Origin of the sequence: Corynebacterium sp. HMSC036D02, assembly GCF_001836165.1 — a bacterium.
Lineage (GTDB): Bacteria > Actinomycetota > Actinomycetes > Mycobacteriales > Mycobacteriaceae > Corynebacterium.
In genome coordinates this window covers 1-13,357 of the sequence record NZ_KV827693.1, presented here as the reverse complement: position 1 = coordinate 13,357, position 13,357 = coordinate 1, and the positions used below count along the sequence as shown (strand labels likewise).

The window sequence follows — 13,357 nt, the reverse complement described above, 5'->3', positions numbered from 1 at the left end:
TTATGGATAAGTGGTCGCCGCGCACGTGGCACAGGAAAGCATCCCGCCCTGTCAGCCTGTGGATGATGGTTTTTCTTCTCGCGGGCGCAATCCATACCTTTATCCCGAACTACCGTTGGGTCCTCATCCACCTTTTCACGCTGGGCATCCTCAGCAACAGCATCGTGGTGTGGTCCCAGCACCTCACCGAAAAATTCGTGCAGCTCAAAGTTCCGATGTCGGCCCGCCCGAGGCAGCTCGCACGCATCTATCTGCTGAACACAGGCGTTATCTTCACCCTCGTGGGTCAGCTCCTTACCGAATTCTGGGATCTGCACTGGGTACTCACGCAGATCGGCGCCACACTTGTGGCTCTTGCGGTGTCCTGGCACGGGATGACCCTCTTTATGTTGTGGCGCCGCGCGGAATCCAAACGATTCCGTCCCGTCGTTGCCGCTTACGTGGCCTCAGCCCTCTTCCTTGCCGTGGGTGCTTGTCTCGGCGCTTTCCTCGCAACGCATCCCTCCCATCCGCGCCTGCTCATCGCGCACGTGGCCGCCAATATTGGCGGCTTCGTGGGTCTAGCGGCGGCCGGTTCACTCACCATCTTGTTCCCGTCCATCTGGCGCACCAAAGGAATCAATCCGCGCATGGGCCTAAGCTTTACCCTGCTGGGCCTGGGCGTCATCGCCACTCTGGTGGGCAGCATCTGGAATATTCCGCAGGTAGGCCTCATCCTCTACTGCCTGGGCTGGGCGCTCAGCCTGCAGGGCTGGCTAGTCAACGTCCTCACCGTGCTCCATGACCCGCGCGGACGCATTAGCTTCCCGGCACTTTCCGTGCTCTTTTCCTCTTTCTGGCTGCTCGGCGGTCTGATCTATTTCACCACCCAGCACTTCTTCTCCAGCGAGCCAAAGATTCCCATGCTCGCGCTCGTCGTAGGCTTTGGCGCTCAACTGCTCATCGGCGTCATGGGCTACATGCTCCCGACCACTATGGGCGGCGGCCCCTCAGCGGTGCGAGCTGGCCTGCGCGAGTATAACCGCTGGGGCCTGGGGCGCTCCGTCTTCGTTAATGGCGGACTCGCCCTGTGGCTAGCCACCTCTAGTTCCCTCACCATGGTTGCTGCCTCGCTGCTCTGCCTTGGTTCCCTGGCTGTCTTCCCCATCCTCACCGCCCGCGCGGTCAAGGCCCAGAAAGCCGTGCTGCTCAAGAAGGCTGAAGGTCCAGCCCCGACGAACACCACAGACTGGGACCAGGCCTGGGTGGCCCTTGCGGTACTCATCATCCTCGGCGGAATCAGCCTCATTGTGTAGATCCCCAGACCTGAAACCCGCAACCTCCTGGTGAGCGGTGGGCGTCGGCAAGCGCTTGGCGACGCCCCACCTGCAGGTTGCGGGTTTCAGGTCTGGGGGTGTGCAAACAGGAGATAAGGCGGGCCTGCTAGGGCTCGAGGGGTAATACTCCCGGCGCGTCATCGGACATCCACTCTCGGACGGCGTGGGTAGCGCGCACATCGCCCGCGTTATAGCGCAGAATCTGTGCACGCGCGTCTGTGTCACCGGCAAGTGCGGCGCGGCGGGCATTAACGGATTCCTCGCCGTCAAACTCTTCCGGCCATTCGAAGCCCGCAACCGGTGCCACGGTCTTCAGACCCAGCCCCGCAGTACCGGCGAAACTGCGCCTGACGTGGACGAACATATCTACCCATTCTTCCGAGGAGATGAACTCTTCCACCTCCTGCAGGTTCGGTGTAGAAAAGCGCTGGGCGGATCTGCGCATCCAATGGTTCTCACCGTGGGCGGAGTAGCAGTAGGCTGCGAAGGTCTTTCCAGCCGCATGTGCCTCAGCACGCACCCCCATGAGCCACTCCCAGAACTCGGCAAAATTTTCCGCCTCCGCGCGGCCACCGAGCGGTTCCCATGTAACGAATGAATGGTACTCACCGTCCAGGAGCGCACCCCAGAGGTATGCGCCTTGATCCAGGTAGGCCTCCATGTCGACATCAACTTCGACATCCGCTCGGGGAACACTAACCCGTTCGCGGCGCAACAGTGGGATGTCTTCGCGCCAGGCAGCGGCGAGGGCGGAGGGGGCGCCGAGAGAGGCGTCGATAAGCCCTTGCACCGTCGTGATGCCACGCTCGCGGTAGGGGTTAGCGCGGTCGCCCGGCAGGAAGAGGGAGATATCATCGCGGGCTTCGAGCTCCTCCTGACACAAGGGCCAGAAGCGGCAGGAAGCGCACTCTTTGACGCGGCGCGGCTCAGTGGGAAGTGGCTGCGCCAATGCCTCATCAATAGCGAACCGCGAGGTATCCGTGACAAAAGCTTGGCTACGGTCCTGGCCAATCGCCGCGCCCCTGCCAGAGTTCAGGCCCACTTCCTCCAAACCCCGCGCGGCCAAGGCTAAGCGGTAGCCGTCGACGGCATGGTGTCGAATTTTGTATTTCGCCGGGAGCGGCTCACTCAACCCCAAGCGGTGGGTGGGAACAACCAGCGTGCGCGATCCCTCGTGCGGGCGGGCCACGCGGTGATCGGAGACGATGACAGGACTGTATTTATCCCCGTCACGCACGAGGAGCTCCACACGCACCATCCATTCGGAGGTCGAAAAGACCGCGTTCGTAATGTGCGTATAGCCGCGAACAAGTGCTTCCAGCGTGGCAAGCGCCCGCTCGAAATCATCCCCCTCCAGGTCGATCCGGCGGAACCGGCCCGGCCCCTTTTTGGGGAGGCGGCTAAGTGCAGCATCAATGGCCGCGGCGTGGCGCTCCGCCCGGGCTTGGCTCACCGCGGTGCGTGGGATCTCAGGATGCGCGCGGCGCTGCACTAAGCGATAACGGCAGCCCACAAGATCCGTGGCAACGAGCACATCCTTCACAGCAGGTGAGCTTAGTAGACCACCTTGCTAGAGTTGTAGCGAGACCCTAAAGATAGCTAAATAAAAGGACGTTTCAATGGGCATTATGAAGAAGATCCGCAAGGCCCGCCGTGAGGCCCGCGCTGAGATCAAGGCCGCTAAGACCCGCGCAAAGGCAGAGGTCAAGGCTGCGGATAAGGCCAAGCACCGCCAACAAAAGCTGTTGGCTAGGCAAGAGAAGGCGCTTATCAAGTCTGAGGAAAAGGGCCTGAAGAATCGCCGCAAGCACGAGTACAAAATGGCCAAGAAGGAACTCGAACGCATTAAGCAGGGCCGTTTTAATAAGAACAACGTCAAGCGTTATGCCGGCGCCCTGCGTACCGCAGCACCTCTTCTTTTGCCCCTGCTTTACCGCGGCATCACCGCTGCCCAGCGCGAGGTGGAGAAGAAGCGCGCGCAGAAGGCCGGAGTCAGCGCTGAGCAGCTAGCGTCCTTCTCCGGTCACGGCGCGCCGCTCAAGGCCCGCACGGCTGGCATCCGCAACTCCCTCAAGGACGCGCAGCTTCCCGCTGGCTTCAAGCGCGACGTCAAGGAGCGCCTCAACGAGCTTGACTCCGCGATTGACAATGCCGAGTACATGACCGACCAACAGCGTCAGCGCGCGCACCGCTCCATCTCCGGAGAGATCGACTCGCTGAACGAGGAAATCCAGTCCAAGCTGCGCGCTTAGCCTTGTGGCGCGCACGCTCTTACCTCCAGGCCGCACTTACCTTCCCCCGGGCGGGGAGGGCAGCCGTCGCGGCGCATCATCATTGTTAAGCCAGAATGGAGATTCATGGCCCGCCGCGAAATCACTCAATTCTTTGACGATATCGATAACAAGCCCCTCAGCGAGGAAGAGCTGATCGTCATCCGCTTTAGCGTTGACGGTAAGGACTATCTCCTCGACGTGTCCCAGGACAACGCCGACAAGTTCCACGCGGCACTGGAACCCTTCGTGAAAGCTGCCCGCCACCCCGTCAAAAAGGACACCCGCCGCTATAAGCCGGCCGATGTCCGCGTGTGGGCTGCCAAGCACGGCTATCAGGTAGCTGAGCGCGGAAAGATCCCCAACGATGTCATCTTGGCGTACCGCAACGCCAACAACCTTTAAAGAACGCCCTGCTCGCGGGCAGCAGCCACGGCGGAGGTGCGGGAGCGCACGCCCAATTTATCGTAAATATGGACTAGGTGGGACTTCACCGTCGCCTCTGACAACATCAGCTCCACACCGATCTCACGGTTGGAGGATCCTGCCGCCACCAGCTTCAATACTTCAAGCTCGCGCGGGGTAAGGGAGGTGCGCGGGGTGCGCACGCGGGTCATCAGCTTATCGGCCACCACGGGCGAGAGTGCCGAATCTCCTTCGGCCGCCGAGCGTACCGCCGCGAGCAACTCGACCGGTGGCGCATCCTTCAGCAGGTAGCCCACCGCTCCAGCCTCGATCGCTCCAAGGATATCCGCGTCGGTGTCATAGTTGGTCACCACGAGTACCTTGGGGGGATTCTCCATGGAGTAGCGGATGGCAGCGGTTGCCTCCGCGCCACCCATCACGCGCGTGCCTTCGATGCCCGCACCAAAACGCAGGTCCATGAGGAGGACGTCGATGCCGCCCGCCTGCGCCGCGGACACAGCAGCTTCAGCCGTAGCTACCTCGCCCACTACCTCGATATCCTCTGCCCCCTCGAGCACCGAGCGTAGACCTAGGCGTACGATCTCGTGGTCGTCGGCAAGCAAGACCCTAATCACGGGCTTCCTCCTCATTGGTACGGTGTGGACAATTTCCTAATCTACATCGTTATCTAAGGGCACACTAACTGAGACCGCCGTGCCGCCGCCTGGCGTGGATTCAATCACGACTTCTCCGCCGAGCTCCTCTGCACGCCTGCGCATGGCCGATAGACCAATATGCCCCAAACCCGCCGGCTTATTCTCCACCGCCGCGACGTCAAAGCCCTGGCCGTTATCCACCACGTCCACGCGCACCTCATCCGGCGCATAGGTCACGGTGACCCGCGCCTTGCTGGCATGGGCATGCTTGACGACGTTCCCCATCGCCCCCTGCGCAATCCGCAGCAACGCCGCTTCCACCTTCATGGGCAACTGCTGCGTATCGCCCTCAACGTCCACAGACACGTCGACCCCACCGGTTGCCGCGAAGTTATCCGCCATCCGCGTCATGGCAGCTCCCAGGGAAGTTTCCGATAGTGCCGCCGGCTGAAGTGCCGCAATCATGGCGCGCGCTTCATGAAGGTTATCCGCTGCGGTGCGCCGCGCGAGCTCAATGCGCTCTTGTGCTTTGGGAATATCTTCTTGGTCGAGGTCACGGTCAGCGGCATGCAGCAGCATCTGGATGGAGGACAGGCCCTGCGCCAGGGTGTCGTGGATTTCGTGGGCGATGCGCTGGCGCTCTGCCGTCATTCCGGCCGTGCGCTCAGACTCCACGAGTTGCGAACGGGTCTTCACCAATTCTTGGTTCATACGGCTCAGCGCGCGGAAGGCGTAGGTAATCGCGATTGTCACCAGGGCCGATACCGCGGGGCCCATGATGCCGCCGAAGGACAGCCCACCCGGTATCTGCACCAGCACGGTCATCACCGTGGCCGCGATAACGCAGATGACACCGGGGATCATCTCCAGCACGTAGAGGTAGACAAAGTACAGGGAAAACACCAGGTAGATGGCCGCGGGCGCCACTGCCAAATCAGCGAGCCACAACACCGTGAGGATGACCATCCAGCCATAACGCGCGACGCGCGGAAGGACCTCCAAGTAAGCCGATCCCCCGAAGTAAACCACAGCAAAGGAAACCAGGAGCAGGAGGTTCAACACGCCCTGCCACAGCGGTAGGCGCACCGTGGTAAAAATCGCCACCACCAGCAGCGTCGCTGTCAGGACGTGAATACCATTGCGCAGGGCATCCGATTCAACTGAGCGCTGGTCTAATGTGGACGTCATGCGCCACAGCCTACTTCCCTCGTTTGCCGCCTGCCTGATCGGTATCGGCTTAGCCACCGTGGGGTGCTCGGAGGCTCAGGACCTCACCAACAGCGCCCACACCACCAGCCCCGCGCCAGAACTCAACGCAGGCGACGGCCTGCCCGCGGACGCTACCGCCGAGGTCAGCGACTGGGAAGACTGCCCTTACTTGGATACCCAGTGGGTGGCCGATACGAATGGACAAAGGATGACACGGTGGGGCGTCGACAAGCGCTTTAGCACCCCCGCCTGCGTGTTCTGGTCCTACCCTGAGGACCCACAAGCCACCGTCCTGGTGCGGCAGATGCCCAGCGTGGAGGAGGCCCGGGCGGTCGTGGATTGGGCTGCACCGGTGGAGGACACGGAGCTCGCCGAATTCGATGGGTGGTCAGGCGGACGCGGTGTCTTTGAGGATCACACGGTCTATGCCGTGCAGAAGGACAACCATGCCGTCGTGGTGTGGTCGAATCAGCTGCAGACCCTCAAACCCCAGCTCATAGCGCAGGAAGCGATCAACCGCTTAGGTCTATAAAGACCTAAGCACGTAAACACCTAAACGGTAAAAGGCCTAAACGGCGACGTCGTTATAGGGCATCTGCGCCGCTACCCAGGGGAAAATAACCTCCATGAGCAGGAAGAAAACCCCCGCGGCAAGAGCCAGCGCCAACAACGCCTTCACCGCGGTGGGGCCAGGCAACAAGTTCCAGAGTGCGCGATACATTAGTTCTCCTCCAAGACGGCGGGGCGGTCATTGTCATCTGAGCCGGGTGCTTTAGCTTCCCGGTCGGTCTCCATCGCGTGAATGATCATGCGCTCCGCATTGGAAAACTGCGGGTGGCAGGTGGTGAGGGTGAGTAGGGATTCGCTGGGCTCAACCCCCTCCGCACCGGGGATGGGCTGGAGCACGCTGACATCGCCCGGCAGCGTGATATGGCGGCCCTGCACCGGCTGGTACTCCGGTTTGGCCTGTTGCTCTGGGCTAAAACAGTCGCCCGGGACACCATCAATGGGCAAAACACGGTAGGTGATCCACTCCGTTTCGGTTTCGATGACGATGGCATCACAGGTGTCCAGGTTTCCCAGATCATTAAAAGGAGCGCCCTTGCCCACGCGGTGCCCAGCTACAGCAAAGTTTCCCGGCTCACCGGGCATCTGCGTCTCCGTGTAGCGGCCGGGTCCACGCAATAGGTCATCCTCGTTGGTACCTTCCAGGACCGCGAAAGCGAAATCCGAGCCAAAGGCCGGTATGTAGAGGCGCGCGAAGGCCTCACCAAGCTTCGGGGCGTGACCCCCTCCACGCGGGTTGTGCCATTCTTCCTCAAGCGTCTCATTGGCTTGGTCCTGCATCTGGCCAGACTTAATGTTGGTCCAATAGGACTCATAGAAAGCGAAAAGCAGCAACAGCACGCCGGCCGTCAGCATAAGCTCACCGATGACGGTACCTACGGTCGGTCGAGTGCGTGCAGTGGGGTGAGGCATACCAGCATCTTAGCTTCCCTGTAATGTGTAGATGCTCCACCACCCTGCAGGAAAAGGAAAAGGCGATGATCAGCATCTTCATGTACCCGGTCTCCGGAATCATGAAACTTTGGAACCTACTATTTGCTTCTTTCCTGGACGGTTCGATGGCGTGGATTCTCACCATCGTCTTCTTGGTACTCACAGTCCGCGGAATCATCGCCCCGCTCAATTGGCTCTCGGTAAAACAAGGCCGCATTGGCGCTCTCATACGCCCGGAGATGACCAAGCTCGACGAACAGCTCAACCAGGCTGATTCGGTCGAAGAAGCCGTTACTATCCTGACCCAGCAGCGTGAGCTCAATAAACGCTTTCAGCACAACCCTGCGGTGGGATGCTTTCCCATATTTCTCATCACTCCGGCCTTCATCGGGCTCTACCAAGTGGTGCTTAGGGTTTCCGGTTCCACGAATGAACCAGTAGGAATGCTCACGCTTGACGACGTCTCCTCATTCCGCAACTCCACAGTTTTTGGGGTCCCCCTGACCGATTTCGCTCGCGAACATCACGACTTGATCCTGCCGATGCTTCTGGCGGCGCTCGTGTTTACATCCCTCAACACCCTGATCACGCTCTACCGCAGCTACCTCACCACGCGTTTCGATCAGAAAATACCGCGCCGCCTGCTATGGTTCATGGCACTCATGGTGATTCTGATCCCTTGGATGTTGTGGTCAGTGGCCTGGAACGGCCCCATCCCCGTGACAATCATCTTCTACTGGGGCTGCACCTATCTCTTTACCCTGCTACAGACCTTGGTGTATGAATTCATCCTGCGCCGCCGTTATCCTCTACCAGAAGCTGTCCACGAACTACGGCGCGAGAGCATTCGACGCTGGCGGGATAAGGAAGAGAAAAAAGAGAAGAAGGCCGCTAAACGGCGCCTTAAGGAAGACCCCAAACACAAGGAAGAAGTGGCTGCTGCCCGCAAACGCCACTCAGCGATTGTGGCGGAGGCACGAAAGATTCTTAAATCGAATAATCGGCCGGAGGCGCCGACAGAAGCTGAATAGCCAGCTGCTTCGCGGTAACGAGCGGGGCAACGTCGCGGGTCAGGCGCGCGCCGGCCAGGCCACCATCAAGGAAGATAAGAATCTGGCTCGCCTGCTCCTCTGAGGGGTAGCCATTCTTAGTGTTAAGCAGCACCGTGATGGTGGAATGAATCCACGTGCGGTGCTCTACGCAAGCAGACACAATGCCCCGCTCGGCGTCTGTCTCTGGGCGTGGGTATTCGCCAGCCGCGTTAAGGAAGTGCGATCCGCGAAACTCCATGGCTGGCTGCTCTTCGATGGCCTTGTCAAAGAAAGCCAAGATCTTGCTCTCTGGGTCGGTGGCGTCCTCGGTGCGTTTTTGCCAATCCGCGCGGTACTCCTCGTCAAGGGCCTCGACGTATGCGATAACGAGGGCATCCTTGGAGCCGAAAAGAGAATAGAGCGAAGCCTTTGCCACATCTGCCTCGCGCAGAATGCGGTCGATTCCGATGACGCGAATACCTTCGGTGGTAAAGAGCCGCGTGGCGGATTCGAGTAGTCGGCTACGCGGACTCGGGCGATTGCGTCGCGACTTCTTTTCGGCCATTTCTTCTCCTTACATGACAAAACCGGTTCATCTATACAATATAGACAAACCGGTATGTATGCGAATTATTATTTCTTGCGGCCCGTAATGGCTCCCACAATCCACAGCAGGATACAAGCGCCGACGGTCGCAGTGATAATCATCAAGAACCAGCTATCACCAACGCTCTTGTTAAAGAGCGCCAGCAAACCGCCACCAATGAGGCCGCCGATAACACCAACGATGAGGTTAGTGAACAGCCCCTGGTCACGCTTCATAATCTTCTCTGCGAGCCAACCCGCAATGATGCCAACAACAATCGAACCAAAGAAACCGAGACCAAGTCCCATGTCACTCACTCCTTCTCTAAACAGTAAATAGCTTTTATCTACGTACCCCCACCGTACGCGTTAAAACACCAAAACGACCCGGGCCCACCATATATCCAATAGATGGGTCCGAATCGTTATAGCGGGGTTATGCGATGGTTACTCCGAGTCCGGACGTACCACCATCATCGGGCACGGTGCGGACTGCAGCAGCGCGCGGGAGGTGGAGCCAAGCAGCATGCCCTTGAAGCCACCACGGCCGTGGGAACCGACAACCAGCAGCTGTGCACCTTCGGAAGCCTCGGACAGCGCACGGACCGGGCGGTCACGGGCGATAACCTTCTTGACCTGAACATCCGGATACTTCTCCTGGAACTCAGCCAGGCGCTCAGTCAGCAGCTCTGCCTGCTCCTTCTCCACCTCAGCCCACTCAGCCTGTGCGGCGGAGAGGCCGGCCAGGGAAGCCTGCACCTGCATATCCATCCACGTGTGAACGGCAATCAGCTCTGCGCCACGGGCATCCGCTTCCTTGAAGGCGTAATCCGTCGCCTTCTGGGATACCTCGGATCCATCGACGCCGATGACGACAGGACCATACTTGGTGGACTCCGTGACGTGGTTATCCTCACGGACTACGACCACCGGGCATGAGGCGTGGGAGACCACGGAGGCAGAAACCGAGCCCATGACCATTCCAGAAAGACCACCCATACCGCGAGAACCCATCACAATCATGGTGACGTCCTTGGACATCTCCAACAGCATGTCGATCGGGGAACCCTCGGCCACGGTGTGACCAATCTTCAGATCCGGGGCAACCTTGTGGGCCTCGGCGCGGGCCTCCTCGATCTTCTGCAAGGTTTCCGCCTGGAGGTCATCAAAAAGCTCCTTCGGCGGGACCATGCCTTCGGCGTAGAGGAACTGCGGCATCGTATAACTCGATGCGATACGCAGTGGGATACCCCGCTTCACCGCAGTGTTGGCAGCCCAGCGGACGGCGTTCTTCGACGCTTCCGAACCATCGACGGCTACGACGACAATGTCTTCCTTTGCCATGACCTTTCCTTTCGAAGTGCTTACACTTTCAGTCTAATACCTATTACTAGACCTGTGGGGTGGTCGCAGCATCTGCGTTGGCAGGGAAAAGAAGATTGTAGGCGGCCACGACAATGTCACGAATCACGGCACCGATACCATTGGAAAAGAAATCGATGACGGGCGCGAGAATAGAGTTGAAATCCATGGGAAAAAGAATATCGCAAAAAAGGCGTGGCGCAACACCACTTCCTATCCGCGATGGGCTAAACCCTACCCACGCTCGCGTGCCCGACGGACCAATCACCGCGTGGGACTTCGTACACAATCTCATCACCACGCAGCGCCATCGTCATCCCGAGGACAACGAGGCCGCTCTTCAGACACGATTCGACGCCAACGAAGTTGTGCGCCAAGATGGTTCCCCTCTTCGCCCCGACAGCATCCTCGCCACCAACGCGGTGGTGTACTTCTATCGCATACCCGCTCCTGAGCAACCCGTCCCTTACGGCATCCCAATCCTGCACGAAGACGAGCACCTCCTGGTCGTCGACAAGCCGCCCTTCATGGCCACGATGCCTCGCGCCCGCCACATCACGGAGACTGCCACCGTCCGCCTGCGTCGGGAGACCGGGAACAACGACCTCTCGCCTGCGCACCGTCTAGACCGTCTCACCTCCGGCCTCCTCGTCTTCACCAAGGACCGCTCTGTTCGGGGCGCCTACCAAACGCTGTTCGCCGAGCGCCGCGTCACCAAAACTTACGAGGCCATCGCCCCGCTTGCCGACGTCTCCCCCGGCACCATCTGGCGCTCCCGCATGGAGAAGACCCCGGGGGAGCTACAAGGGCGCATCGTCGAGGGCGAGGTCAACGCCATCACCGAAGTAGCCGCCGTGGAACCAGTAGATAAGAACCCCTACGAAATGCTGCATGGGTCGCTTCCGGCGTTGGCGCGATACACGCTCAAACCACATACCGGAAAGACCCATCAGCTCCGCCTACACATGCTTCAGGCAGGCATCCCCATTATTGGTGATCCCATATACCCGGTGATTTTCCCGGCAGAGGCCGAAGACATGCGGATTCCCATGCATCTGACGGCAACACGCATTTCCTTTGTCGATCCTTTAACAGGAGGGCCCCGAGAATTCTCCTCTCAACTACCACTTGAATCCCACCATTTTTTGAGCCCGTAATTAGGAACCTTTAACCACCGTTAAGGGCTTCGTCTCACCTTTCGAAGGCCGGAAGCTCGCTTTCATTTCCAAGGGCACGCCCGGCCGCCTCCCACCAGGTGCCCGTGTCCCGCGCGCCCTTCCAGCCGGCAACGTAGGCCACCACCAAGCCTGCGAGCGGAATGACGACAGCGCCAATCGAACTGAACAGAGACGCCACGAAATCAATCACATGGTCAATCTGGAAGAACTCAAACACCATGCCGTAGAACTCACCCCGGCTATGCATGTCCGGAACACGCTTAGCCACGGGGTCAATCACTGGTTCTAGGCGGTCACGAATCGCCGGCCCGAAAAACAAAAGAACGAAGGACAGCGCCGCCAATGCGAACTTCCTGCTGACTTCCCACGCGCCCGCGCGATGGGGATGTGTGGCTAATTCAACGCGCCTCTGCCGTACTGACTCGTTGCCAACAGGAAGAAAGTCGATCCGCTTAAAGCCATCACGGAGTCTTACCCGCGCCGCACGACTACCGGGCTCAAGGACATCTACAGTCTTGCCCGCGAAGAAGTGGCTCAGGCCGTCCTCTTCCCACCCTGACGCCGCGTTCTCCCTGAAGACCAACGAATGATCAACGTCCTTCACGCGCGAAACGACCTGCCCCTCACGTATAAGACATGCAGCCGGCACCTTATCCATCAATCCACGGGGTATGGAACACTGTGCAACCCGCGACCGAATCTCGCCCGAAGTAGAAAGGCTTAAAGTGTCGTCTAAATCTGTTAAAGCAGAAACGATCGCCCGTGCTGCAAAACAGGACGTAGACAGTCTTCCCCTCATAGGGAAGTTCCCAAAGGTCAAACGTGTCGCTCAAACGCAACGCCCCCAACTTTGACGGTCTGCGCTAATTTCTCCAGTCGCCACAGCCGTAACTGTAACTGACCCTGCCGAGGAAGCCGAACAGAACAGCTTTTCTCCAGGACCGACAGACGTGGCCCAGCTGCGTGCACCAAAACTTTGTTGGACGGGCCTGGGCCTGGCCACGTTGGACTGGGTTCAGCAGGTTCTAAATGTGCAGACCTGGATGTGCATACTCGCAGGGCGGAATCAAGCGGTGGATGCGCCACGCTTGAATAGTTCGTTGAGTATTTCACGTGGGGTTGCGCCGCCGAGGATTTGTCGGGGTGTTTCGTTGAGCTCATTTTGCACCCACGCGACATGTTCGGGTGTGACGGTGGCAAAGTCGGTGCCCTTTTTGTAGAACCTGCGCCTGTTCTCGCCGTTGGTGTTCTCGTTGGTTGGTCTCTGCCACGGTGAGTGCGGTTCACAGAAAAACACCTGGCAGCCGTCTTTAATCTGGACTTGTGCTGTGACAGCCATTTCTGCGCCTTGGTCCCATGTGATGGTCTTTAGCTGCTCGGTGTTGAGGTCTTTGACCATGTCCTGCAGGGTTGCGACCACGGTGTGTGAACTGTGCTCATCGGGAAGGTGTCCAAGCAGGGTGTAACGGCTGGTGCGCTCTACTAGGGTAATCAGCGCGCTTTTGCCACCTTTACCAATGACAAGGTCGCCCTCCCAGTGCCCGGGGATAGCCCTGTCATCAGCTTCCGGGCTGCGGTGGGTGATCTCAGCACCTTTGATCCAAGGGCGACCGGTTAACACGCCAGCGTTTCGGGCACGACGCTTGCGTGTTGCGCCGCCGCGGATAAGTACGTCTTTAGTCTTCATGACTGCTTCAAGCTCGGCTCGCAGGCTGCCTTTGCCTTGAATGTATAAGGCACTGTAGATCGCTTCGTGGGAAATACGCATGCTTTCATCATCGCTGAAAGCATGCTCAAGCCATGCACTAATGCGCCCGGGCCTGACCCCCGGAAAGTAGACACGTC

At 59.3% G+C, this 13,357-nt stretch carries 16 protein-coding genes and 1 pseudogene; 6 read left to right on the top strand and 11 right to left on the bottom strand.

The features are described from left to right. The first annotated feature begins 2 nt into the window (after window positions 1-2). Window positions 3-1,295, top strand: coding sequence for a copper oxidase (locus HMPREF2743_RS08955; protein ID WP_070525968.1), 1,293 nt, complete (start codon window positions 3-5; stop codon window positions 1,293-1,295). Between the two features lie 127 nt (window positions 1,296-1,422). Here HMPREF2743_RS08955 and HMPREF2743_RS08950 read toward each other — a convergent pair whose 3' ends face one another. Beyond that, window positions 1,423-2,859 (bottom strand): TM0106 family RecB-like putative nuclease, encoded by a 1,437-nt coding sequence (locus HMPREF2743_RS08950; protein ID WP_210383619.1) that lies wholly within the window; start codon window positions 2,857-2,859, stop codon window positions 1,423-1,425. Window positions 2,860-2,935: 76 nt separating this feature from the next. Between HMPREF2743_RS08950 and HMPREF2743_RS08945 the strand changes: the two genes are divergently transcribed. Next, entirely contained in the window at window positions 2,936-3,568 is a 633-nt protein-coding gene (locus tag HMPREF2743_RS08945) for a DUF6474 family protein (protein WP_010188469.1), read from the top strand. Window positions 3,569-3,673: 105 nt separating this feature from the next. Next, the gene (locus tag HMPREF2743_RS08940; protein WP_010188467.1) at window positions 3,674-3,991 is read left to right on the top strand and encodes a histone-like nucleoid-structuring protein Lsr2; all 318 of its coding nucleotides are present in this window, start codon (window positions 3,674-3,676) and stop codon (window positions 3,989-3,991) included. Here HMPREF2743_RS08940 and HMPREF2743_RS08935 read toward each other — a convergent pair. Then, the gene (locus HMPREF2743_RS08935) at window positions 3,988-4,626 is read right to left on the bottom strand and encodes a LuxR C-terminal-related transcriptional regulator (RefSeq protein WP_010188464.1); all 639 of its coding nucleotides are present in this window, start codon (window positions 4,624-4,626) and stop codon (window positions 3,988-3,990) included. The two genes, HMPREF2743_RS08940 and HMPREF2743_RS08935, sit on opposite strands and share 4 nt — an antisense overlap. 36 nt (window positions 4,627-4,662) lie before the next feature. After that, window positions 4,663-5,835 (bottom strand): sensor histidine kinase, encoded by a 1,173-nt coding sequence (locus HMPREF2743_RS08930; protein WP_070818612.1) that lies wholly within the window; start codon window positions 5,833-5,835, stop codon window positions 4,663-4,665. Here HMPREF2743_RS08930 and HMPREF2743_RS08925 point away from each other — a divergent pair. After that, window positions 5,834-6,388 (top strand): DUF2020 domain-containing protein, encoded by a 555-nt coding sequence (locus HMPREF2743_RS08925; RefSeq protein ID WP_070818611.1) that lies wholly within the window; start codon window positions 5,834-5,836, stop codon window positions 6,386-6,388. The two genes, HMPREF2743_RS08930 and HMPREF2743_RS08925, sit on opposite strands and share 2 nt — an antisense overlap. Window positions 6,389-6,424: 36 nt before the next feature. On the opposite strand, the gene HMPREF2743_RS12780 is transcribed toward HMPREF2743_RS08925, so the two are convergent. Both HMPREF2743_RS12780 and HMPREF2743_RS08920 read right to left on the bottom strand, forming a co-directional pair. Further along, on the bottom strand, window positions 6,425-6,577 hold the full coding sequence (locus tag HMPREF2743_RS12780) for a hypothetical protein (protein WP_168162400.1): 153 nt from the start codon (window positions 6,575-6,577) through the stop codon (window positions 6,425-6,427). Beyond that, window positions 6,577-7,335 (bottom strand): class E sortase, encoded by a 759-nt coding sequence (locus HMPREF2743_RS08920; RefSeq protein ID WP_070525974.1) that lies wholly within the window; start codon window positions 7,333-7,335, stop codon window positions 6,577-6,579. The genes HMPREF2743_RS12780 and HMPREF2743_RS08920 overlap by 1 nt, the downstream gene beginning before the upstream one ends. Window positions 7,336-7,400: 65 nt before the next feature. Between HMPREF2743_RS08920 and yidC the strand changes: the two genes are divergently transcribed. Further along, window positions 7,401-8,387, top strand: coding sequence for a membrane protein insertase YidC (yidC, locus tag HMPREF2743_RS08915; RefSeq protein WP_070525976.1), 987 nt, complete (start codon window positions 7,401-7,403; stop codon window positions 8,385-8,387). Here yidC and HMPREF2743_RS08910 read toward each other — a convergent pair. The 4 genes from HMPREF2743_RS08910 to HMPREF2743_RS12775 form a co-directional block, all read right to left on the bottom strand. After that, on the bottom strand, window positions 8,344-8,952 hold the full coding sequence (locus tag HMPREF2743_RS08910; RefSeq protein ID WP_070818610.1) for a TetR/AcrR family transcriptional regulator: 609 nt from the start codon (window positions 8,950-8,952) through the stop codon (window positions 8,344-8,346). The two genes, yidC and HMPREF2743_RS08910, sit on opposite strands and share 44 nt — an antisense overlap. 68 nt (window positions 8,953-9,020) lie before the next feature. After that, window positions 9,021-9,281: a GlsB/YeaQ/YmgE family stress response membrane protein gene (locus tag HMPREF2743_RS08905; RefSeq protein ID WP_010188457.1), complete on the bottom strand. Its 261-nt coding sequence runs from the start codon at window positions 9,279-9,281 to the stop codon at window positions 9,021-9,023. A gap of 138 nt (window positions 9,282-9,419) precedes the next feature. Further along, a complete protein-coding gene (locus HMPREF2743_RS08900; RefSeq protein WP_070525981.1) occupies window positions 9,420-10,316 on the bottom strand; it encodes a universal stress protein in 897 nt (298 codons plus the stop codon). Between the two features lie 46 nt (window positions 10,317-10,362). Continuing rightward, window positions 10,363-10,503 (bottom strand): hypothetical protein, encoded by a 141-nt coding sequence (locus tag HMPREF2743_RS12775; protein WP_010188455.1) that lies wholly within the window; start codon window positions 10,501-10,503, stop codon window positions 10,363-10,365. Here HMPREF2743_RS12775 and HMPREF2743_RS08895 point away from each other — a divergent pair. Continuing rightward, complete coding sequence (locus tag HMPREF2743_RS08895) at window positions 10,439-11,491, top strand: pseudouridine synthase (protein ID WP_083321626.1); 1,053 nt, start codon at window positions 10,439-10,441, stop codon at window positions 11,489-11,491. The genes HMPREF2743_RS12775 and HMPREF2743_RS08895 overlap by 65 nt on opposite strands. Window positions 11,492-11,525: 34 nt before the next feature. Here the strand turns inward: HMPREF2743_RS08895 and HMPREF2743_RS08890 are convergent, their stop codons facing one another. Beyond that, a complete protein-coding gene (locus HMPREF2743_RS08890; protein WP_246824492.1) occupies window positions 11,526-12,116 on the bottom strand; it encodes a hypothetical protein in 591 nt (196 codons plus the stop codon). Between the two features lie 462 nt (window positions 12,117-12,578). After that, a pseudogene (locus HMPREF2743_RS08885) lies at window positions 12,579-13,357 on the bottom strand (IS30-like element IS1513 family transposase); the annotation flags it as partial.

What these genes read in the sequence shown, in the direction of transcription:
- HMPREF2743_RS08955 (WP_070525968.1), top strand. Translation starts at nt 3, where the DNA reads ATGGATAAGTGGTCGCCGCGCACGTGGCACAGGAAAGCATCCCGCCCT.
- HMPREF2743_RS08945 (WP_010188469.1), top strand. Translation starts at nt 2,936, where the DNA reads ATGGGCATTATGAAGAAGATCCGCAAGGCCCGCCGTGAGGCCCGCGCT.
- HMPREF2743_RS08940 (WP_010188467.1), top strand. Translation starts at nt 3,674, where the DNA reads ATGGCCCGCCGCGAAATCACTCAATTCTTTGACGATATCGATAACAAG.
- HMPREF2743_RS08925 (WP_070818611.1), top strand. Translation starts at nt 5,834, where the DNA reads ATGCGCCACAGCCTACTTCCCTCGTTTGCCGCCTGCCTGATCGGTATC.
- HMPREF2743_RS08930 (WP_070818612.1), bottom strand. Translation starts at nt 5,835, where the DNA reads ATGACGTCCACATTAGACCAGCGCTCAGTTGAATCGGATGCCCTGCGC.
- HMPREF2743_RS12780 (WP_168162400.1), bottom strand. Translation starts at nt 6,577, where the DNA reads ATGTATCGCGCACTCTGGAACTTGTTGCCTGGCCCCACCGCGGTGAAG.
- HMPREF2743_RS08920 (WP_070525974.1), bottom strand. Translation starts at nt 7,335, where the DNA reads ATGCCTCACCCCACTGCACGCACTCGACCGACCGTAGGTACCGTCATC.
- yidC (WP_070525976.1), top strand. Translation starts at nt 7,401, where the DNA reads ATGATCAGCATCTTCATGTACCCGGTCTCCGGAATCATGAAACTTTGG.
- HMPREF2743_RS08910 (WP_070818610.1), bottom strand. Translation starts at nt 8,952, where the DNA reads ATGGCCGAAAAGAAGTCGCGACGCAATCGCCCGAGTCCGCGTAGCCGA.
- HMPREF2743_RS08905 (WP_010188457.1), bottom strand. Translation starts at nt 9,281, where the DNA reads ATGGGACTTGGTCTCGGTTTCTTTGGTTCGATTGTTGTTGGCATCATT.
- HMPREF2743_RS08900 (WP_070525981.1), bottom strand. Translation starts at nt 10,316, where the DNA reads ATGGCAAAGGAAGACATTGTCGTCGTAGCCGTCGATGGTTCGGAAGCG.
- HMPREF2743_RS12775 (WP_010188455.1), bottom strand. Translation starts at nt 10,503, where the DNA reads ATGGATTTCAACTCTATTCTCGCGCCCGTCATCGATTTCTTTTCCAAT.